Below are 19,812 nucleotides of genomic sequence, written 5' to 3' on the forward strand. Positions count from 1 at the left end.
TCACTGCCCTACATTGATGTGAACCGCAAGGCTTTCCACCGTACCGCCTAAACGAACGCCGGAAATCGGGGCCGCATCACGATAGTCGAGGCCGGTTGCAATCCGCACGTAACGGTCATTCGGGCAAATATTGTTGGCGGCATCGAACCCCACCCATCCCAGGCCATCGATATGGGCTTCAGCCCATGCGTGACTTGCGGTTTGTTCTTCCACACCTTCCATCATCAGATACCCCGATACGTATCGTGCCGGAATGCCGATCAGTCGGGCTGCGGAAAGGAAAACATGCGTGTGATCCTGGCAAACGCCCTTCCCACTTTCCAGAGCGCTTTCAGCATCCGTTGAAACGCTCGTCGTCCCCGGCATATAGGCGACCGCCTTGTGGATGGTGTTCATCAGATCGTGCATCAGGGCAAGCCGTTCCTGCCCGGTCGTGAGATCAGCTGCCAGCGCCTTAATGCGTTCGCCCGGCGCAGTCAGCGGCGTCTCGCGCTCGAAGAGCCAGAGCGGCGCATAACCATAGACCGGTCCAAGCACTCCGGCCCGGTCTTCCATCTCGACGCTGCCGCTGGCGGTTATGACAATTTCATTGATATTGCGAGAATGCTGGACCAGATCGGTCTTGTTGCCAAAGCCGTCGACATAGGAAGCCTCCGGCTCACCGCCTTCGATTTTTAACTCCCAGTGCTTGACCATCTGGCCCGGCACTGTTGGTGGACGCAACCGCAACCTTTGCACCGCATAAGGAACCGGATGCTCATAGCGATAATGCGAAACGTGCCGGATGTTGAGCAGCAAGCGAAGACCTCAATAGAAATTATAGGTTTCAGCAATCTCGTTGCCGAGCCGGTTGTTGCGAGTGATGAATTCGGTCAGAAACTCATGCAAGCCCACATCGAAGATCGCGGATATGTCCTGATTTTGCAGGCTTGCATAGATTTTGTCCGCTGTCGCGTGGCAGGCAGCACGATTGCCATAATCTTTCGACAGGTAATCCAGATGTTCGGCGATGCTGCGATAGCAGTAATGGAGCGAACGCGGCATACGGCCGTTCAGGATCAGGTAGTCCGCGACCTGCGCCGGACGGTAATCACCATCATAGACCCACCGATATGAGCGGTGCGCGGAGACCGACCGCAGGATCGATTCCCATTGATAATTGTCCAGCGTCGTGCCGACATAGGATATCGCAGGCAGCAGGACATAATATTTCACATCGAGAATACGAGCCGTATTATCAGCGCGTTCGATGAAAGTACCAAGGCTTGCAAAATCGAAGATTTCGTTGCGCAGCATCGTGCCATGGAAAGAGCCGCGAATGAGCGCCGTCTCGCGCTTGATCTGGTCGAGAAGCTGCGGAAGGTCACTTTCCTTCAACGGCTTACACAGCGACTTTTTCAGTGACATCCATGCTTCGTTTACGCTTTCCCACGCCTCGCGCGTCAGCGCCGTGCGCACCATGCGGGCATTGGAACGCGCGGTTTCAATGCAGGTCATCACGCTTGATGGATTGTCTGCATCGCGCAGCAGGAAGTCCGCAACATTGGCGGCGTTATAGACGTCGTATTTTGCAGAGAAGCCCTGACTTGCACCCGCTGAAACCGCGACCGAAGACCACTCCTCCGGTGCGTCAGACGTTTTCGTCAGCGCCATGCGAAGCCCCGCATCAACGAGACGTGCCATGTTTTCGGCACGCTCTATGTAGCGGAACATCCAGTAAAGTCCGTTTGCCGTACGGCCAAGAAGCATAAATCATTCCCCTTTTCGCGCCCTGATCTTGTCGTCAGTTGCGGCACGTTAATGCAGTTTCAGTCGTCGAGTACCCACGTATCCTTGGTTCCGCCGCCCTGGCTGGAATTCACGACAAGCGATCCCTCCTTCAAAGCCACACGGGTGAGCCCGCCGGGTGTGATGCGGATGCGATCCGAAACCAGAACAAATGGGCGCAGATCGACATGGCGTGGCGCCAGCCCGCTCTCGGTAAAGATGGGCGTCGTTGAAAGCGCAAGCGTGGGCTGCGCGATATAGTTGCGCGGCCTTGCCTTCAGTTTCTCTGAAAAAGCATCGCGTTCGGCCTTTGTCGAAGCGGGGCCTACCAGCATTCCATAACCACCGGAGCCGTGCACTTCCTTGACGACAAGCTCGGCAAGATTGTCGAGCACATAAGCAAGGCTATCTGGTTCGGAACAACGCCAGGTCGGAACGTTTTCGAGAATGGCCTTGCGGCCCGTATAGAACTCCACGATTTCCGGCATGTAGGAATAGATCGCCTTGTCGTCGGCGATGCCGGTTCCGGGCGCATTGGCAATCGTGATATTCCCTGCCCGGTAAACATCCATGATGCCTGCAACGCCGAGCGTCGAATCCGGCCTGAATGTCAGCGGGTCGAGAAACGCATCGTCCACACGCCGATAGAGCACGTCGATAGCGCGATAACCTTGTGTGGTACGCATCGCGACACGTCCGTCAACGACGCGCAGATCGCTTCCCTCGACCAGTTCGACGCCCATCTGGTCGGCGAGGAATGCGTGTTCAAAATAGGCTGAATTATAAATGCCGGGCGTCAGCACCGCGACGGTCGGCACATCCTGCGTGCCGGGAGGTGCAACGCTTGCCAGCGACTGGCGCAACAATTGCGGATAATTCTCAACCGGGCGAACCTTGACGTTCTGAAACAGCTCGGGAAAGAGCTGCATCATCGTCTCGCGGTTTTCCAGCATATAGGAAACGCCGGATGGCGTGCGGGCATTGTCCTCCAGCACATAGAACTGGTTCTCGGCGGTGCGCACGATATCCACGCCGATAATATGGGTGTAGACATTGCCCGGAGGACGGAAGCCGATCATCTCGGGCAAGAAGGCTTCATTCTTGGAAATCAGGTCTTTCGGAATGCGCCCTGCCCGAACGATCTCCTGACGGTGATAAATGTCATCGAGGAAGGCATTAAGCGCCATCACACGCTGTTCGATGCCCTGCGACAGACGCCGCCATTCCTGACCTGAAATGATACGCGGGATGATATCAAAGGGAATGAGGCGCTCACCCGCTTCCTGATCGCCGTAGACAGCAAAGGTGATGCCCGTCTTGCGGAAAACGCTTTCGGCGTCATCGCTTTTCTGCAGAAGTTTGTGCGGGTCCTGCTGGTCGAGCCACTGCTTGAGAAATTCATATGGTTGGCGGACATTCCCGCCATGGTTGAGCATCTCGTCAAATGGCTTCACTTAATTCCCCTTCTTTTTCCCTATTATTCAGTCCTGACTCAGGGAAAAGCAAGCATGGAAATTATGCAAAAGCGCAAAGCTGGGTTGCGCAATTTCGTCGCGACATGAGCCCCGAGGTGCGATCTACTACGCCCGCAAACACAGCTTTGGCGAAAATTCAGCCCGGTCGATGGGCTTTCACGATTGCCGGATCGGTGTCGATACGCCCAGCTTCGATGAGGTCGAGACAATAAGGCACTGCCGGAAAAATCGCCTGCAAGGTCATGGCAATTGAAGCTGGTTTACCGGGAAGATTGAGGATGAAGCTCTTGCCGCGACTGCCTGCCGTTTGGCGGGATAGAATGGCGGTCGGGGTTTGTTCCAGGCTGACGCGGCGCATCAGTTCGCCGAAACCGGGCAGCTCCTTATGCAGAACGGCCTGCATGGCTTCCGGTGTTTCATCGCGCGGGCTTGGTCCCGTGCCACCCGTGGTCAGGATAAGATCACAGGCCTCGTTGTCGCAAAGATCGATAAGCGTATCGCGTACCGATTCCATGCCATCGGGAATGACGCGGCGAATTGCTTCGTAAGGCGTGACGACAGCGCTTTTCAGCCATGCTTCCATGGCAGGGCCACTCAGGTCTTCGTACTCCCCGCGACTTGCGCGGTCGGAAACAGTCACGAAACCGATCTTTACCATCACACCCTCACAGTAAGTTTTTGGCTCTCAGCAGACTTCTGGCGATCTTATAGGCGCTCGCCGGTTTGATGTGAAGGTTTGCATACTCCCAAATGAAAACGCCGCCCAAAGGCGGCGCTTTGCTTATGATGTCACTCGAAAATTACGGCGTAACGTCGAAGCCGAACCACTTTTCCGACAGACGCTTGATCGTGCCGTCAGCCTTTGCAGCTTCAATGGCAACGTCGAACATCTTCTTCAGTTCGGTATCGTCCTTGCGCAGACCGACAGCAACGCCACGGCCCAGAATGCCGCCTTTGAAGAACGGACCGGTCATGACGATGTCTTCGTTGCCCGGCTTCTTGGCAGCGTCCGTGAGGTAAGCGAGCGAAGCTACGATCAGGTCTACACGGCCAGACTTCAGGTCGAGGTCGTGCTGTTCCGTGGTCTTGTATTCACGGATGTCGATGCCATCCTTGAAATACTTGTCGAGCAGCGACAGGCCGAGCGAAGCGGTCTGGACGCCGACGGTGCGGCCCTTGATTTCAGCCGATACTTCGTCGATTGCCTTCTGGGCAGCCGCTTCATCCTTGGCGAGATAAAGGGTTTCGCCGGTATGCGGCAGCTTGGCGTAAGGGCTGTCCTTCAGCGTCGCAAAGGTCTGCGGCGTCAGGCCATAGGAAATCGAGAAGCTGATGGTTTCCTCGCGCTTCGGCGTAGCAGTAAGGCCAGCCATGATCGCATCAAACTTGCCAGCATTGAGCGCCGGAATGATGCTGTCGAAAGGCTGCGCAACCATCGTGCACTCAACCTTCATGCGGGCGCAGAGGTCCTTGTAGAGGTCGACTTCATAGCCATCCAGCGAGCCATCGGGCTTGGTGAAGTTGTAAGGACGGAAAGCACCTTCCGTGGCGATGGTGATCTTTGTCCACTTCTTTTCCTCGGCATGGGCCGAGACGCTCGTCAGAGCGAGAGCGGAAATGAACACGGCTTTGAAAAGTCCGGTGGTCTTCATTGCAGATATCCTGTTGCGGTTATTTCTGTCCGGCTTACGCCGGAACACAGAATTTCGGTAATTAGGCAGCGTTTTCGTGGCTGATAAACTTGCGGAAACGTTCCGACTTCGAGTTGCCGAACACGTCTTCCGGCGCACCGTCTTCTTCCACCAGACCCTGATGGAAAAATACGACGCGGTTGGAGACGTCGCGCGCGAAGCCCATTTCGTGGGTCACGACCAGCATGGTGCGGCCTTCTTCGGCAAGGCCGCGCATGACGCGCAACACTTCACCGACCAGTTCCGGATCGAGTGCTGAAGTCGGCTCGTCAAAGAGCATGACCTTCGGCTTCATCGCCAGTCCGCGGGCGATTGCGGCGCGCTGCTGCTGTCCGCCCGAAAGATGGGCCGGATAGAAATCGCGCTTGTCAGCAATGCCGACCTTTGCCAGCAAAGCTTCTGCTTCTGCCACGCATTCCGCGCGCGGGCGTCCCTGCACATAGATCGGCGCTTCGATGATGTTTTCCAGAATGGTCTTGTGCGACCACAGATTGAAGCTCTGGAACACCATGCCCAGTTCCGAACGAATGCGCGAAACCTGTTTTTTGTCGGTCGGGTAGGCTTCACCCTTCGAATTCTTCGCCATACGGATGGTTTCGCCCGAAACCGTCACAGTGCCCGACGTCGGTGTTTCCAGAAGATTGATGCAGCGCAGGAAAGTCGACTTGCCGGAACCCGACGAACCGAGGATCGAAATGACCTCACCTTCACGTGCTTCAAGCGAAATGCCTTTCAGCACTTCATTCGCACCGAAGCTCTTGCGCAGGTTTTCGACTTTCAGCGCCACCGGTGCATTGGGGGAAACGATTTTGCTCACGATGTTTGTCCTTCGGAGGAAAGCTTGACGACCGGCTGGCGCAGATAAGGGGTCAGCTTATATTCTGCGAACATCAGCGCACGTGTCAGAACGAAGTTGATGGCAAGGTAGATCGCACCGGCGATCACGAAGATTTCTATGGCCCGATAGCTCTCGGCGATCAGCTTTGCCGCAATACCGGTCACTTCCATGAGCGTGATGATCGATGCAAGCGAGGTTGCCTTGATCATCGATATCATCTCGTTGCCGTAACCCGGCAATGCCTGACGGATCGCAAGTGGCATGACGATGCGACGGAAGCAGGTGAAGGACGACATGCCACAGGCTTTTGCAGCTTCGATCTGGCCGTGCGGCACCGACAGCAGGCCACCACGGATGATTTCGCTCGCATAGGCGGCGTTGTTCAATGTCAGCGCAATGATCGCACACCAGTAAGGCTCGCGCAAAACCGGCCACAGGAACGAGTAACGGATGGCCGGAAACTGGCTGAGACCGTAATAGATGATGAATATCTGCACCAGAAGCGGTGTTCCGCGGAACACGAACACATAAAGGCGGGCAATCCAGTCCAGCACCTTGATGCCCGACAGGCGCATCAAGGCGAAAAGCAAGGCAAGTATGGCGCCAAACACGATGGAAGTTGCCGCAAGCTTCAGGGTCAGCGGCACGCCGCCCAGCATCTGGAAGAATGCGTCGGAATAGAATTCAAGGTTCATTTTGCCCTCCGGACGCCACGCGAAAAGTGACGCTCGGCAAACTGCAGAAGCCCGCCGGAAACAGACGAAATCAGCAGGTAGAGCGCACCGGCAATGAGGAAGAAGTTGAAGGGCAGTCCGGTCGAGCCAGCGCCGATCTGTGCCTGACGCAGAAGCTCAACCACACCGGCAACCGACACCAGAGCGGATTCCTTGAGTGAAACCTGCCAGACATTGCCAAGCCCCGGCAATGCGTGTCGCAGCGCGAGCGGCGCGATGATACGGCGGAATTTCAGCATCTGGCCCATGCCGCAAGCAGTAGCGGCTTCGAGTTCACCTTTGGAAACGGCCCGGAATGCACCACGAAACACTTCAGTGTGGTGCGCACCACAGGAAATGGCAATTGCCAGCACACCCGCAAGAAAGCCCGGAAAGCCAATGAAGCCTTCCGCACCGAAATATTTGCCAAGTGCGGTGACTGCCGCACTGCCGCCGAAGTAAAACAGATAGATGACGAGGAGATCCGGAATGCCGCGAATGATCGTGGTGTAGCCGTCGGCGACAGCGCGAAGCGTGCGCCCGCCGGAAATCTTCGCCCAGGCAGCAAAAACGCCGATGGCAGCGCCAAGAAGGAAGCCCAGGACGGCGAGCGCCACGCTCACCAGTGCACCCATCATCAGCACGTAGCCCCAGCCGTCCGGCCCGAAGCTCAAAATATCGAGAAAGCCCATCTGCTTCATGATGCGTCAGGCCCTGTTGGAATTGGGGGATTGAATGTCATTTCTATTTTCAGATTCTGTCTGCCCGCCCGCATCATTTCGCGGTTTCAGGCAGAGCGGGTTGAACGCTATCTGGAATCGGATTGACGAACACGGTTCCGTCGAGCCGTTTTTCGTGATCCTGCTTTGCTTTCTTGATCTGCTCCGGATTACGGAACAATTCGATGGCCGTGCTGCCCATGATCTTCGCAGCATGGGCCATGCCTTTATGCGCCGCGGGCAGCTTGCCCTGCGCCACCATCTGCCACGAATGAAGCGGCGTGCCAATTGCGCAGGTCGCGCCACGCATCTGCACGGTGGGCACGACCCAGCTCACGCTGCCGACATCGGTCGAGCCGACGAGGGTATTATCGCCCTTATAGGGCGTATAGATATCTTCACAAAGCGCGAGGCCATCCTTAGGCTCCACGCCGAAGCGGCGGAAAGCATCTGAAATGTCTTCCCTGGACAGTGTCTTCTGGAAACGGCTTGCGGTTTCGCGGTCCTGCTCATCGAAGTCCGGAGGTCCGAGTCGCTCGAGCTGAAGCTGCATCATCTGTTCCAGCGGCGTGTTGCCGATCAGATCGGCATCGCCGCTGACGATTTCGCTGCGGACCGTCGTTTCGGTCATCAGCGCCGCGCCGTCGGCAATCTTCTTGACGCGTTCCAGAAGGGTCTGCATTTCCGGCAGGCTGCGGGCGCGAACGAGATAACGCACCGTTGCCTTGGCCTGCACGACATTCGGCGCAAAACCACCTGTATCGGTCACAGCGTAATGAATGCGCGCCGTGGACGGCATATGCTCACGCATATAGTTCACGCCGACATTCATCAGTTCAACTGCGTCCAGCGCACTGCGCCCCAGATGCGGGGCTGACGAAGCATGGGCTGCGCGACCGCTGAAGTGAAAATTGATTTCGTTGCAGGCAAGCGAAACCGGATCGTTTACACCAGCAAAAGGCGCCGGGTGCCAGCAAAACGCGATATCCACATCGTCAAAAAGTCCTTCGCGGACCATGAACCCCTTGGCTGAACCGCCCTCTTCCGCCGGGCAACCGTAATAGCGCACGCGGCCCTTGATGCCCTGTGCGGCAAGATAATCCTTCACTGCCGCAGCAGCGAGCAACGACCCTGAGCCCAACAGGTTATGACCGCAGCCATGTCCATGGCCGCCGGCCTCGACTGGCTGCTCTTCAACCAGTCCAGATATCTGGCTGAGGCCCGGCAATGCATCGAACTCACCAAGGATGGCGATGACCGGTCCTTCGTCGCCAGCTTCGCCCATCACCGCAGTCGGCAGGCCCGCAATACCACGCTCGACGCGAAACCCTTCGGCTTCCAGCATCGCCGCATGGGCATCGCTCGATTTGTACTCTTCGTAGTTTGTTTCAGGATTATCCCAAACCGTATCGCTCAGTTCGAAATATGCGGCGCTCTTGGCGTCGACGATATCCCAGATATCGTGATGGTTTTTCAACTCGGCTCCATCGATCATTTCACCGACGCCATACAAGATGGCGGCGGGCATCAGGACATTCAGGCAATGCAATTGCCGAACCTTCCTCAGACTGCAATTTTTGATGATGCTGATAGAACTCAGGCCCCGCTCTCGCAAGGGCAGATCGGAGAGTTGATGCGAAATTGCTCATTTTCAGGCAGTTTTCTGCCCTCAACAAGCTGTTTCGGTCAATTCGTCCGATTGAAGTTAGCTGTTAGCCTCCCACACGCCTCAATATTCCTCGCACCTGTACTCAGCAGTACCCGAGACAAATGGCGGGGAGTAGCCATGATATTGGTCAAAATTATTGTGAGTTTTTGCAATATGAGAGGTTCCTCCTGACAAATTGCCAACAAGTTCGTAGAAGCACTGCGATCGCCACTTCTGCTCCCCCTTGAGTGCCTATCGATGAAACGATAGTTCATCGTACAAATGAAATTTCGAAGGCGGCGGTCATGGTACACGAAAAGAAGCATGCGGATTTCATCATACGTCCACTGCAGCGCAGCGAAGTGACTGACATCTGGCAAATTGATCGCAGCGAGATCATCGAGGAAATGTATCGCCTCGAAGGAGAGCAACTCCTGCTGGAGCCACAATTCTACGATGTGCAGGGCTGGCCGGAGGGCGAAGCGGAAATCTACACACATATCCTGCTCGACTGTCACGACCACGGCGGCGTATTTCTTGGCGCCTATCTCGATGGCACTCTGGTGGCCGTCGCAGTTACGGATGTACGCCCTGTCGGTGCCTATCCCGAATTGTACCAGCTCGGCTTCATGCATGTGGGGAAGACAGTCCGGGGATTGGGACTTGCTGGTGAACTTTATCGTCGCAGCGTGGCCATTGCGAAGGAGGCCGGAGCAGAAGGTTTCTATATTTCTGCGACACCCACACGGCGGACCATCGATTTTTATGTGAAGCAAGGTGCAAAAGTCACCACGACGCCTGATCCATTGCTCTTCAAGCGCGAGCCGGAAGATATTCATCTCATCCATCGTTTCAACGCCCAAGCTTCTTGACGCGGAACAGAAACCACTATCATCGTCACTCATGCGAATTCTGCTCGTCGAAGACAATCTCACCCTCGCAAACTGGCTGGCAAAAAGCTTGCAGCAGTCGAACTACAGCGTCGATACTGTGCACGACGCGGCGGATGCGGAACAGGCGCTCGCCTTCACGGAGTATGATCTCGTGGTTCTCGACCTCGGATTGCCGGACAAAACCGGGCTCGACGTGCTGGAGCACATCCGCGGCAGAGGCAATGAGGTGCCTGTCATCATCCTGACGGCCAATGCAAGTCTTGACGGACGTATCCGCGGATTGGATGCCGGTGCTGACGATTATCTGGCAAAGCCGTTCGAACTCAGCGAACTTGAAGCGCGCATCCGTGCGCATCTTCGCCGGTCCAGTCAGCGGACAGCGCCTGTTGTGACCTGCGGCCTTTTGCGTTTCGACACCAACACCCGGCTGTTTTCACTCGGAGACGATCCACTGTCACTTGCACCCAAAGAACATGCAGTTCTGGAACAGCTTCTGCGGCGCATCGGAACCACCGTCAGCAAGACAACACTTGTTCAAGGTATTTACGATTTCGACAGCGAGACTGATGAGAACGCCATCGAGATTTACATTCATCGTCTGCGCAAAAAGCTGGAGGGCAGCAAAGCCGAGATCGTAACCTTGCGCGGCCTGGGCTATCTGCTGCGTGAGGCGAGTTGAGATGAAACGGCTGTTCACTCGCCTCTCCCAAAGCCTGCGTGCACAGCTCGTTTCCTGGATCGTGATTCCGCTGATTGTCGTGGCCGGGATCAACCTTTGGACCGCATGGCGTGCGTCGGAAAATATGGCCGGGATCGTGTCAGACAGAATGCTGACAGCGTCAGCACGCGCCATTGGCGAAGCGACTGCTGCCTCGCATAATGCCATCGATGCTGTCATTCCGCCGGTAGCGCTGGAGATGTTTTCGACGGGAAATGGCGACCGGGTCTATTATCGGGTCGAAACTTCTGACGGACGCCTGCTTGCAGGGTTTCCCGACTTGCCGAAACCGGCTGAAATCGCGAATTACGACCCACTCCATTATGAGGGCAGCTATCGCGACCATCCCTTGCGTCTGGTTGTCTTGCGCCATCCCGTTGCAGCACCGTCCAACCTGCCACAAGCTGTCGACGTGGTCGTGGGTGTCACCCTTGCAGGATACACCGCCATGCAGCGGGAGCTTTGGCTGAACTCTGTGCTGGAACAATCGCTGCTCATCATCGTCGCGGGTGCCCTTTCGTTAATGGGCTTGCGCTTTGTATTGCGCCCGTTGATCCGGCTCCGCAACGAAGTTCGCAATCGCACATCCGAGCTGGAACCATTCGATCCACAGACAGTTCAGACCGAACTTCGACCGCTCGTCACAGCGCTGAACCAGTATATGGAACGCGTGCGCAAGCAGATGTCGGCGCAGCACCGTTTCATCCAGAATGCAGCACATCAGTTGCGCACGCCACTTGCTACACTATCAACGCAGGCCAGTTTCGCAGAACGGACAACCTGCGAAAGTGACCGCAAAGACGTTCTGGCAGGTATCAAGAATACCACCATGCAGCTGTCGCGGCTTGCTGGACAATTGCTGACGCTTTCGCGTGCCGAACCAGGCAGCAGGCGTCCTCGCGCTGACCGGGTTGATCTGGCGGAAGCGGGACAACAAATTCTGGAAAGCCTCTCGGGCAAGGCGTTCGACCGCAAGATCGATCTCGGGTTCGAGCTCAAAGCAACCAAAGCCATCATTTCTGGCGACGGCACCATGCTGCGAGAAATGATCGTCAATCTGGTGGACAACGCCCTTACCTATACGCCCGAAAGCGGCACAGTAACGCTTGTGATCGATCAGGATGGGCGCAAAATCAACATAAGGGTCGAGGACAACGGACCCGGCATTCCGGCCAGCGAATATGAACACGTTTTCGAACGCTTCTATCGTGTTCCAGGCACTGTCGCGGATGGAAGCGGATTGGGCCTTGCCATCGTGCGCGAAGTTGCCGACACGGCGGGCGGCCATGTCGAGCTTTCCCAAACGAAAGGCGGCGGGCTTACGGTGACTGTCACCTTGCCCGCCGCCTGACTCGTTTGCATCTATCCGACTATCAGCTTCCCTGTTCGGAAAGCGCCTGTGGACGCCATTTCACCAGATGGTTTTCGACCAATGTGATGATGTATTCCACGACGAGTGCCAGTACCGCCAGAATGACCATGGCCGCAAAGACGCCGTTGGCATTGAATGTGCCCTGCGCCGTGGAAATCATCAGACCAACGCCTTTCTTGGCGCCGAGGAATTCACCGACGACCGCGCCGACGAGCGCGAAACCGAAACTGACGTGAAGGCTTGCCAGAATCCAGCTCATGGCTGACGGCACGATGACGGTGCGCGTGATCTGCGAACGGGATGCACCCAATATCTGCGCATTGGCGATCAGCGCGCGGTCGGCTTCGCGTACGCCCTGAAACGCGTTGGCGAATACGACGAAGAAAACCATGACGACGGCCAGCGCCACCTTGGATGCCATGCCGAGGCCAAGCGCGATGATGAAGATCGAGCCCAGCACGACACGCGGGATGGAATTGGCGATCTTGATGTAAATCGAGAACACATCGGCGAGGAACTTGTTGCGACCCAGCAGGATGCCGCAAATGACGCCGCCGACCGCACCGATAAGGAAACCAAGCGCGGTTTCCTCAAGCGTTACGATGATCTGTTCCGAAAGCGGTCCCTGTGACGTGCCTTCCGTGACCCAGATCCATATCTGGTCGGCAATGCCGGAGGGGCTCGCAAAGAAGAATGGATCGATCAGGCCGGTCCGTGCGCCGAGTTCCCAACCGCCCAGAACGGCGACCAGAATGGCGAGGCGTACAAGGATAACGACCGCTCGGCGGCGGCGCATATCGGCGCGAAATTTCGCTTCGGTGCGTGCAAGTTCGTCGGCACTTGCATTGACCTGCAAGCTTGGTGACGCGGAGAGAGCTTGTGTTGTCATATCATTTTCTCCGATTAGTTTCCGTTTGCCAGCGCGCGCTTCTGGCCGATCTGCACTTCCTCGCGCAAATCGTCCCAGATGACCTTGGCGATATCCACAAACTGGCTGTCGTAGCGGATGTCTTCCATGACGCGCGGGCGCGGGATGTCGATATCGTAGACGCTCTTGACCGTGGCTGGACCGGCGGTGAGCACATAAACCTTGTCGGCCAGTGCAATCGCTTCTTCGAGATCGTGCGTGACGAAGATGACGGACGCGCCAGATTGTTGCCAGAGATCAAGCAATTCACCCTGCATCAGCGTGCGCGTCTGTACGTCAAGCGCACTGAACGGTTCGTCCATGAGCAGGATTTTCGGTTCGTTGATGAAGGTCTGTGCCAGCGCCACGCGCTTGCGCATGCCGCCAGACAACTGGTGCGGATAGTGCTTTTCAAAACGGGCCAGACCAACACGGGCGATCCAGCTACGCGCTTTCTCATAGGCTTCTTCCTTGCCCATACCGCGATAACGCGGACCGGCACTCACATTGTCGATGACATTAAGCCACGGAAAAAGCGCATCGGCCTGAAACACGAAGCCGATATCAGGGCTGATACCTTCGATAGGCTTGCCCATCAGGCGGACTTCGCCGGCACTTGGCTTGGCGAGACCGGTTACGAGATTAAGCGTCGTTGACTTGCCGCAGCCGGTCGGACCGACAACACAGGCAAACTCGCCCTGCGCAACATTCATGGTGAAGTCGCGCAATGCGGTCATCATCTTGCCGTCGGGGGTGACGAAACGGCGAGTTACATTGTTGAGCGCGATTGCAGTAGCTTTCTCACGCGCAATGGTTCTGGGGGCTTCCATCAGCATGGGTTCCTCGCGGGTATGCGGCACCGCTCGCGCGCGATAGTTTCGTTATCAAAGATCTCCGAGCGCAAAACCGTCTTACACGTTTGCTGGAAATGCTCTGTCGCGCGCCTGCAATGCGGTTGAATCTTTGGGGGACAGCGGGACTGACGTTCATGTTTGAACGCCAGTCGAAGGCTGTTTACTTTGCAGCGTCAAGCGTTGCGTTGGCCTTGTCCACGAACTCGGTCGTGAAGGTCTTCGAAAGATCGACCTGCTTCTCCTGAAGCGGCTTCTTGAAGGTTGCGAGAACCTTGAGAACCGTTTCAGGGCCATCCTTCGGCATCCGGCCGTCCGGCGTGTACTGTGCCTTGCCCTCGGCAAGTCCCTTTACGTAAAGGTCCTTGTCACCGACGTAATAATCCTTGGGCATCTGGTCGGCGATTTCTTCAGCGCTGTGCGAAGCGATGTAACGCATGGTCTTGACCAGAGCGTTGGCAAGCTTCTGCGCGTCTTCCTTGTGCGTCTCGAGCCATGCGCTTTGCACATAGAACGACGCAGCCGGGTAAGGTCCACCAAGCGCTTCGATGGTTTTGTCGGGCGTGCGCATATCGACCAGCACCTTGGCATCGCCGCTCTTCAGCATATTGGCGACGGTCGGTTCCGTGGTCATGCCTGCCTGAACGGCATCCTGCTTGAAGGCGGCAATGAAAGTATTGCCCGCTCCGACAGGAAGCAGCGTGTAGTCGCCCTGCTTGAGGCCATTGCGCATGGCAAGGTATTGAGTCAGGAAGTCCGTCGAGGAGCCGAGCCCGGTGACGCCAAGCGTATGCCCCTTGAAATCGCCCGGCGACTTGATCTGGTCGGCATATTTGCTGGAAACGAGTTCCACTTCACCCGGCGCCTGACTGAACTGGACGATGGACTGAATAAACTTGCCCTTCGACTGCAGGTCGATCGTGTGATCGTAAAAACCGACCACAGCCTGAGCCGCACCGGCCAAAAGTTCGTTTTCAGCATCCACGCCGGCGCGGCTGTTGATCAGCTCGACATCAAGGCCTTCATCCTTGAAGTAACCCAGCTTTTCCGTCAGCACTGCCGGAAGGTAAATCTGCTTTTCCATACCGCCGACAATCACTGTCAGCTTTTCGGCATGGGCAACGCCTGCACCAAGTACCATTGCGCCGCCAATGAAGGCCGCGCCAAATAGATGGCGGCATGAATCGATAGAGATTTTCATCTACGCTCCTCCGAGAGCTCCTGTTGGCCCGGCAATGCCAGACCCCTCCTGATATGCAGCCGATTCCTCAATCGGTTTTGAATGGTTAGCGCAGGCAAGCTTTCAACCAGCTTTCAACAAACTCGCGGCGAGATTTCGAACCCCGTAAACCGGTAGCCAGAGATTATCGCTATTTATATTCGGAAGAACCGGATCACCAAGAACACTATCGTGATGCGCCTGATATCGCTGTCATAAAACGATCTGTTGCTTTCCCTCTGAATTAGAGGTTCAATCAATCAAACGGGGAGGCGTCCATGCCATTTCGCGGCAACAAATATCAGGGAACATATGCGCCAAACGATCTCCAAGTGCTGCAGATTGCCTATAATCGCTGCTGCGCACTGCTTGATCGATGTTCAACGACGCACGAAAGCAAAGAAGCGCTTGCACGCGCAATTATAAGAACATTTGAATCCGGTGAACAAAATCCGGACAAGATCGCTGAAATAGTAGCCAAACTGGAACTTGATCGCGTTTAACGGCATTGGTTGGAAAAGAGTCTGCTTACGATCCCTCAGCAAATTTTAGCTCTCTAATGCTTTCGGTTTTGCAACTGACTGAATATTTTACATAAACTAAATAATTCTGGATTATAATGCTTTGCAATCAGCTATGTTTTAGTATAGCGGGTCGCAAGAATTTTCAGGCTTTCAGATCGGATTATCTGTCTGTCGCCATCTGCGGAATGCATAAAATGCCATTTTCGAGAGATTACTACTTCGGGCGTTTCAAGCCCATTGAGTTGGAGGAGCTGCAAGCGGCTTATGTCAAGTCGTGTGAAGCGATGGCTCGTTGTCCAATCACTTCTCCCCAAAAAGACGAAATGGCGCGCGAAATCATCCAGATTTATGAATGCGGCGTCATGGATGCCGAGAAGATCGCCGAACTCATGGTGCAGATCGAAGCGGTCAAACCACGTCCGTTGAGCGAACAGATGCTCGACCGTGTGACGACGATCCAGCCCAAGATTGCCTGAGCAAAATTACTTCATGAAAAACACCCGGATGCAAAATCGCATCCGGGTGTTTGTTTGTTCAGCGCTGAGCCACCGGGCGGACAAGCGGAGTCACGCGGCGGATCGTGACACGACGATTTTCCTGTTCGGCTGCCTGCGTGCGAATTTTCAGGAAGCGTTCGCCATAGCCTTGCGTGACAAGGTTTTCTGGTGGAATTTCATAGACTTCCGTCAAAAGGCTTGCAACTGATTCAGCACGTTTATCGGACAGGACGAGATTTGAACGGTCCGATCCAACCGCATCCGTATGCCCTTCAATGAAGAAGGTTTCGCCCGGATCCTTTGCCAGTACCTTCTGCATGGCGGTTGCAACCTTGCGTAGCGTCTTCGCCTGCGAAAGCGAAACCTCGGCGCTGCCCGTCGCGAAGTGGATTGTATCCAGATCGATACGACGCACCTTGTCGCGCAGGCGGGCTGAATGACGAACCTCGTCGATCGTATAGACACGCTCCACACGCTCTACCGGAGGCATGGCAAGGAAGTCATAGAAATCGCGATCCGGATCGTCTGCGACGTCGATGATGTAATCTCTTACCGGAATGGTCAGACGCATCGGCGGCAGTTCGTAACCAACATCGATAATCGAAGCGCGCGGATTGTCGTCATATTCCGGCGCATAGATCATCAGATATTCATTGCCGTCCCGGTCGATACGGGAACGCTGAAGAATATCGCCGTAGCGATCATAAACCGTAACGATCTGGTTGCCACCCGGGCGGACAATGGTTTCACGGGTGCGCCCGCGCGGCAGTTCATCGTAATAGGTTTCCTCGGCATCACGGCGCAACCTTGGGCGATCATCGCCGCGAACGAAGATACGGTCGCCCACGTCCAGAATGACACGATTATCCACCTCCTCGATCACTTTGACGTTGGTGACATTGTTGGTCACGTTATTGACCGTCGTATTATTGATGACCGTATTGTTCACCACCGTGTTGTTGATGATATTGGTGGTTTCCGGCACGGCAAAAACCGGCGCTTCCTTGATACGGGTGCCCTCTTCCTTGAGATTGGCTTCGATCTTCTGCGGCAGCGCTGCCTTCACTTCCTCTGGAATCGCAACCTGTGCCGCCGCATCATTTGCGGGCGGTGGTGCACTTTCCTCAGCGGAACGTTGCTGTTCGCGCTGCTTGCGACGCTCTTCACGCGACTGGCTTCCGCCGGAATTGTCGGCGTCCTTGTCGCTGTCGAGAATGGCAGCGCCATTTTCGACTGGCAAGACAACCGTATCGTCCGTCTTCGCAGGGTCTTTCGCAATCTCCTGCTTTTCCTCGGTCGAACGCTGATCGACTATCTCTGGCGCTAGCTCCGAAGACGGTTTTTGCTGGTCTTCGGTTGATTGCGGCTGTTCGACCGGCTGTGCAGGCTGAGCCTCATTCTGTGGCTCTTCCTTTGCTTTCGGTTCTTGCGGTTGAGCTTCTTCGGGATGCTCAACAGCGGATTCTTCCGCTGGTTCTTTCTGAGGAGGCGAGACCGGAGATGCGTCTGCCGGTTGTTCGGCTGGCTTTTCCGGTTCCTGCGCCGGAGCTTCCTTGGCAGGTTGCTCGGCCTGCTTGGCCGGTTCTTTCGCCGCCGGCTGCTCAGGTTTCGCTTGCGGTTCCTGTGCAGGCTCTTCCTTCACCGGCTTTTCAGCGGGAGCGGTCTGTTCCTGCGTCTCATTGGCCTTGCGAGCAGCCTCTTCATCAGCCTTCTTCTGTTCTTCAGCGCGACGCTGAGCTTCCTCTTCAGCGGCCTTCTGCTGCTGTTCGCTCTGACGCTGTGCCTCTTCGTCAGCCTTTTTCTGTTCGGCAGCCTGCCTGGCCTGCTCTTCGGCCTGTTTCTGCGCTTCGCGCTCGGCTGCCTTCTGTTGTTCCTCGGCTTGCTTCTGTGCTTCGCGCTCGGCGGCTTTTTGCTGCTCTTCAGCCTGGCGTTGCGCCTCTGCCTCCGCAGCGCGCTTCTGTTCTTCCGCTTGACGCTGGGCTTCCTCTTGAGCAGCCTTCTGCTGCTCTTCGGCCTGACGACGATTTTCTTCCTCGGCAGCGCGCTGTTGTTCCTCAGCCCGACGGGCTTCTTCTTCCGCTGCCTTTTGCTGTTCTTCAGCCTCGCGCTGTTGCTGCTGCAACTGCTCGTCGGATGGCTGGTCTCCGTTCTCCTGTGCCAGCAGGATTGGAGCCATCAATGAATCCGCCAGTACGGGTTGCGCTAGAATAGAGGCCGACAGAACCGGCACGGCAACAGTGGCAAGAAGCTTCGAACGAATAGACATAAATCCTTCTCCTTCTGGAAGGCAGAATTGATATGCGTCTCATCCACAGAATCGCGGGCAAAGACGCCGTAGAACCGCCAGCGATATCCATCGAATTGGGACAAATTCCGGCAACTTCACAAATCCGTTATCGTAATCCACATGAACGCAGCCTGAACCCAAGCGTTCCAAAACTACGAGATTTGCCGCATTCTTTTGGCCAGAAGCTCGATGCCTTCCGCAATCCGATTAATCGGAATGGAAGAATAAGCGATGCGAAAATAGCGGCATGGCCTGTCATCGCTCCAGAAGAAAGGGGACCCCGACTCGATCAGCACGCCGTCCTCGCGCAGATCACGTGCGAGTTTGTCGGCATCCATGCCCTCCGGTCCTTCGATCCAGAATGCCGTACCGCCAAAGGCCGATTTACCAGCGATTTTCAATCCTTCGCGATTAAGGGCCTCGATCATGACAATATGGCGCTTGTGATATTCAATCCGCATACGATGAATAACCGCATCGTAGTGACCAAGAGCCAGAAAATAGGCGGCTGTTCGCTGCAAATGTCCGGGCGGATGACGAAGCATGAGCGCGCGTAGCGCCCTCGCCTCACGGATGACAGGTGCCGGAGCAACCAAGTAGCCAAGCCGAAGCCCCGGAAACAGCGACTTTGAAAAACTGCCCACATAGAGAACACGGCCATACTGGTCGAGCGATTTTAGCGCCGGCGTCGGCGGCTGCAAAAAGCTCATCTCGAATTCGTAATCATCTTCGACAATGACGAAATCGCGCTCGGCTGCAGCCTCCAGAAGTGCGATACGCCGCGCACGTGGCATAGTGGCGGCCGTGGGTGACTGGTGGCTCGGCGTGACGAAGACCGCGTCGATCTCATCTGGCAGCAACTCGGGTGGCAAGCCGCCTTCATCAACGTCAAGCGCCGTTACATTGGCCCCCGTCAGATGGAGCGTAGCGCTGATATCGGGATGTCCGGGATTTTCGCACACGACATGCGAGCGCCGTGTCAAAAGCAGATGACTGATGATCCAAAGCGCGTTCTGCGCGCCAACGGTAACAAGTATCTCGTCTGGCTCCGCGTGTATTCCGCGGCTAGGCAGCGTGCGCGAACGGATATAATTGACAAGTTCCACATCATCGGCAGCGGCAAAATCACCCGCCATAAGGATAAAGTCTTCTCTGGCCAGCGCGCGCCGTGCGCAATCGCGCCATGCGGCGAGATCAAACAAGGTCTGATCCATCTGGCCATAGAGAAAGGGGTAGCGATACTTCCGCCAATCCAGAGGCTTGCGAATGGTCTTGGCAATGTTGAAGCCGAGACGCAACTTGGATGACCAATCGACGGCGGTGTCAGGCGCTTGCAAAAAATCCTTGTCTGGACGGCTGATGGGCGGCGCTGCAGCCACGTGATAGGCACTGCGGGAATGCACTTCCAGATAACCTTGGGACACAAGCTCCTGATAGGCCAGCGTTACCGTGAGGCGCGAGACTTTCAGATAATCCGCCAGCCGCCGCGTGGAGGGCATGCGGGCACCGGGCAAAACAGCGCCGGAAAGAATGGCTGATACCGTTGTTTCCCGGATTTGCGACTGCAATCCGGTATTTCTGCTGCCATCTATGAAGAAGATCGTCGGCGAGACGGCATCCAAAACGCTGCTCCATTAGTGAATCTGCGATTACACCCAAGTTCGCGTCAGTTTTTCCGCTTCGTGCTCTACTT

General features: G+C 55.9%; 19 protein-coding genes. 5 read left to right on the forward strand and 14 right to left on the reverse strand.

Translation table 11 applies throughout. The features are described 5' to 3' along the window. From ABDF71_RS15100 to ABDF71_RS15140, 9 genes are all read right to left on the reverse strand, one after another. Entirely contained in the window at positions 1 to 798 is a 798-nt protein-coding gene (locus ABDF71_RS15100) for a transglutaminase family protein (protein ID WP_151615651.1), read from the reverse strand. Positions 799 to 807: 9 nt separating this feature from the next. Continuing rightward, a complete protein-coding gene (locus tag ABDF71_RS15105; protein WP_010658723.1) occupies positions 808 to 1,749 on the reverse strand; it encodes an alpha-E domain-containing protein in 942 nt (313 codons plus the stop codon). 59 nt (positions 1,750 to 1,808) lie between these two features. Continuing rightward, positions 1,809 to 3,221, reverse strand: a complete 1,413-nt coding sequence (locus tag ABDF71_RS15110; protein WP_010658722.1) for a circularly permuted type 2 ATP-grasp protein — start codon at positions 3,219 to 3,221, stop codon at positions 1,809 to 1,811. A 157-nt stretch (positions 3,222 to 3,378) separates the two neighbouring features. Further along, positions 3,379 to 3,900, reverse strand: coding sequence for a molybdopterin adenylyltransferase (mog, locus tag ABDF71_RS15115; protein WP_151663837.1), 522 nt, complete (start codon positions 3,898 to 3,900; stop codon positions 3,379 to 3,381). 142 nt (positions 3,901 to 4,042) lie between these two features. Next, positions 4,043 to 4,894, reverse strand: a complete 852-nt coding sequence (locus ABDF71_RS15120) for a transporter substrate-binding domain-containing protein (RefSeq protein ID WP_010658720.1) — start codon at positions 4,892 to 4,894, stop codon at positions 4,043 to 4,045. A 61-nt stretch (positions 4,895 to 4,955) separates the two neighbouring features. After that, complete coding sequence (locus ABDF71_RS15125; RefSeq protein WP_012092930.1) at positions 4,956 to 5,750, reverse strand: ABC transporter ATP-binding protein; 795 nt, start codon at positions 5,748 to 5,750, stop codon at positions 4,956 to 4,958. After that, complete coding sequence (locus tag ABDF71_RS15130; RefSeq protein ID WP_010658718.1) at positions 5,747 to 6,466, reverse strand: ABC transporter permease; 720 nt, start codon at positions 6,464 to 6,466, stop codon at positions 5,747 to 5,749. The genes ABDF71_RS15125 and ABDF71_RS15130 overlap by 4 nt, the downstream gene beginning before the upstream one ends. Then, on the reverse strand, positions 6,463 to 7,185 hold the full coding sequence (locus ABDF71_RS15135; RefSeq protein ID WP_010658717.1) for an ABC transporter permease: 723 nt from the start codon (positions 7,183 to 7,185) through the stop codon (positions 6,463 to 6,465). The genes ABDF71_RS15130 and ABDF71_RS15135 overlap by 4 nt, the downstream gene beginning before the upstream one ends. 73 nt (positions 7,186 to 7,258) lie before the next feature. Beyond that, on the reverse strand, positions 7,259 to 8,731 hold the full coding sequence (locus tag ABDF71_RS15140; RefSeq protein WP_043063078.1) for a M20 family metallopeptidase: 1,473 nt from the start codon (positions 8,729 to 8,731) through the stop codon (positions 7,259 to 7,261). 425 nt (positions 8,732 to 9,156) lie between these two features. On the opposite strand from ABDF71_RS15140, the gene ABDF71_RS15145 reads away from it, so the two are divergent. From ABDF71_RS15145 to ABDF71_RS15155, 3 genes are read left to right on the forward strand one after another with little or no spacing between them, the layout of a single operon-like run. Continuing rightward, entirely contained in the window at positions 9,157 to 9,723 is a 567-nt protein-coding gene (locus tag ABDF71_RS15145; protein WP_010658715.1) for a GNAT family N-acetyltransferase, read from the forward strand. A gap of 31 nt (positions 9,724 to 9,754) precedes the next feature. After that, positions 9,755 to 10,423 carry a response regulator gene (locus tag ABDF71_RS15150; protein ID WP_010658714.1) on the forward strand — a complete coding sequence of 223 codons (669 nt, stop codon included), beginning with the start codon at positions 9,755 to 9,757 and terminating at the stop codon, positions 10,421 to 10,423. Between the two features lies 1 nt (position 10,424). Then, on the forward strand, positions 10,425 to 11,813 hold the full coding sequence (locus tag ABDF71_RS15155; protein ID WP_258124365.1) for a sensor histidine kinase: 1,389 nt from the start codon (positions 10,425 to 10,427) through the stop codon (positions 11,811 to 11,813). 22 nt (positions 11,814 to 11,835) lie between these two features. Here ABDF71_RS15155 and ABDF71_RS15160 read toward each other — a convergent pair whose 3' ends face one another. The 3 genes from ABDF71_RS15160 to ABDF71_RS15170 all read right to left on the reverse strand — a co-directional run bounded on the left by ABDF71_RS15160 (position 11,836) and on the right by ABDF71_RS15170 (position 14,793). Continuing rightward, positions 11,836 to 12,723 carry an ABC transporter permease gene (locus tag ABDF71_RS15160; RefSeq protein ID WP_010658712.1) on the reverse strand — a complete coding sequence of 296 codons (888 nt, stop codon included), beginning with the start codon at positions 12,721 to 12,723 and terminating at the stop codon, positions 11,836 to 11,838. A gap of 14 nt (positions 12,724 to 12,737) precedes the next feature. After that, positions 12,738 to 13,577 carry an ABC transporter ATP-binding protein gene (locus ABDF71_RS15165; RefSeq protein ID WP_010658711.1) on the reverse strand — a complete coding sequence of 280 codons (840 nt, stop codon included), beginning with the start codon at positions 13,575 to 13,577 and terminating at the stop codon, positions 12,738 to 12,740. A gap of 178 nt (positions 13,578 to 13,755) precedes the next feature. Further along, positions 13,756 to 14,793, reverse strand: coding sequence for an ABC transporter substrate-binding protein (locus tag ABDF71_RS15170; RefSeq protein WP_036586306.1), 1,038 nt, complete (start codon positions 14,791 to 14,793; stop codon positions 13,756 to 13,758). 296 nt (positions 14,794 to 15,089) lie between these two features. Here ABDF71_RS15170 and ABDF71_RS15175 point away from each other — a divergent pair, with 296 nt between their 5' ends. Then, positions 15,090 to 15,314, forward strand: coding sequence for a hypothetical protein (locus ABDF71_RS15175; protein ID WP_010658709.1), 225 nt, complete (start codon positions 15,090 to 15,092; stop codon positions 15,312 to 15,314). Between the two features lie 215 nt (positions 15,315 to 15,529). Beyond that, the gene (locus ABDF71_RS15180) at positions 15,530 to 15,811 is read left to right on the forward strand and encodes a hypothetical protein (protein ID WP_010658708.1); all 282 of its coding nucleotides are present in this window, start codon (positions 15,530 to 15,532) and stop codon (positions 15,809 to 15,811) included. A 58-nt stretch (positions 15,812 to 15,869) separates the two neighbouring features. Here ABDF71_RS15180 and ABDF71_RS15185 read toward each other — a convergent pair whose 3' ends face one another. Together ABDF71_RS15185 and pdxR are read right to left on the reverse strand one after the other, a co-directional pair. After that, entirely contained in the window at positions 15,870 to 18,098 is a 2,229-nt protein-coding gene (locus ABDF71_RS15185; protein WP_151663840.1) for an OmpA family protein, read from the reverse strand. Positions 18,099 to 18,271: 173 nt separating this feature from the next. After that, on the reverse strand, positions 18,272 to 19,741 hold the full coding sequence (pdxR, locus tag ABDF71_RS15190) for a MocR-like pyridoxine biosynthesis transcription factor PdxR (RefSeq protein ID WP_071634046.1): 1,470 nt from the start codon (positions 19,739 to 19,741) through the stop codon (positions 18,272 to 18,274). Between the last annotated feature and the right edge of the window lie 71 nt (positions 19,742 to 19,812).

The organism is Ochrobactrum sp. WV_118_8, from assembly GCF_039631535.1.
Taxonomy (GTDB): domain Bacteria; phylum Pseudomonadota; class Alphaproteobacteria; order Rhizobiales; family Rhizobiaceae; genus Brucella; species Brucella anthropi.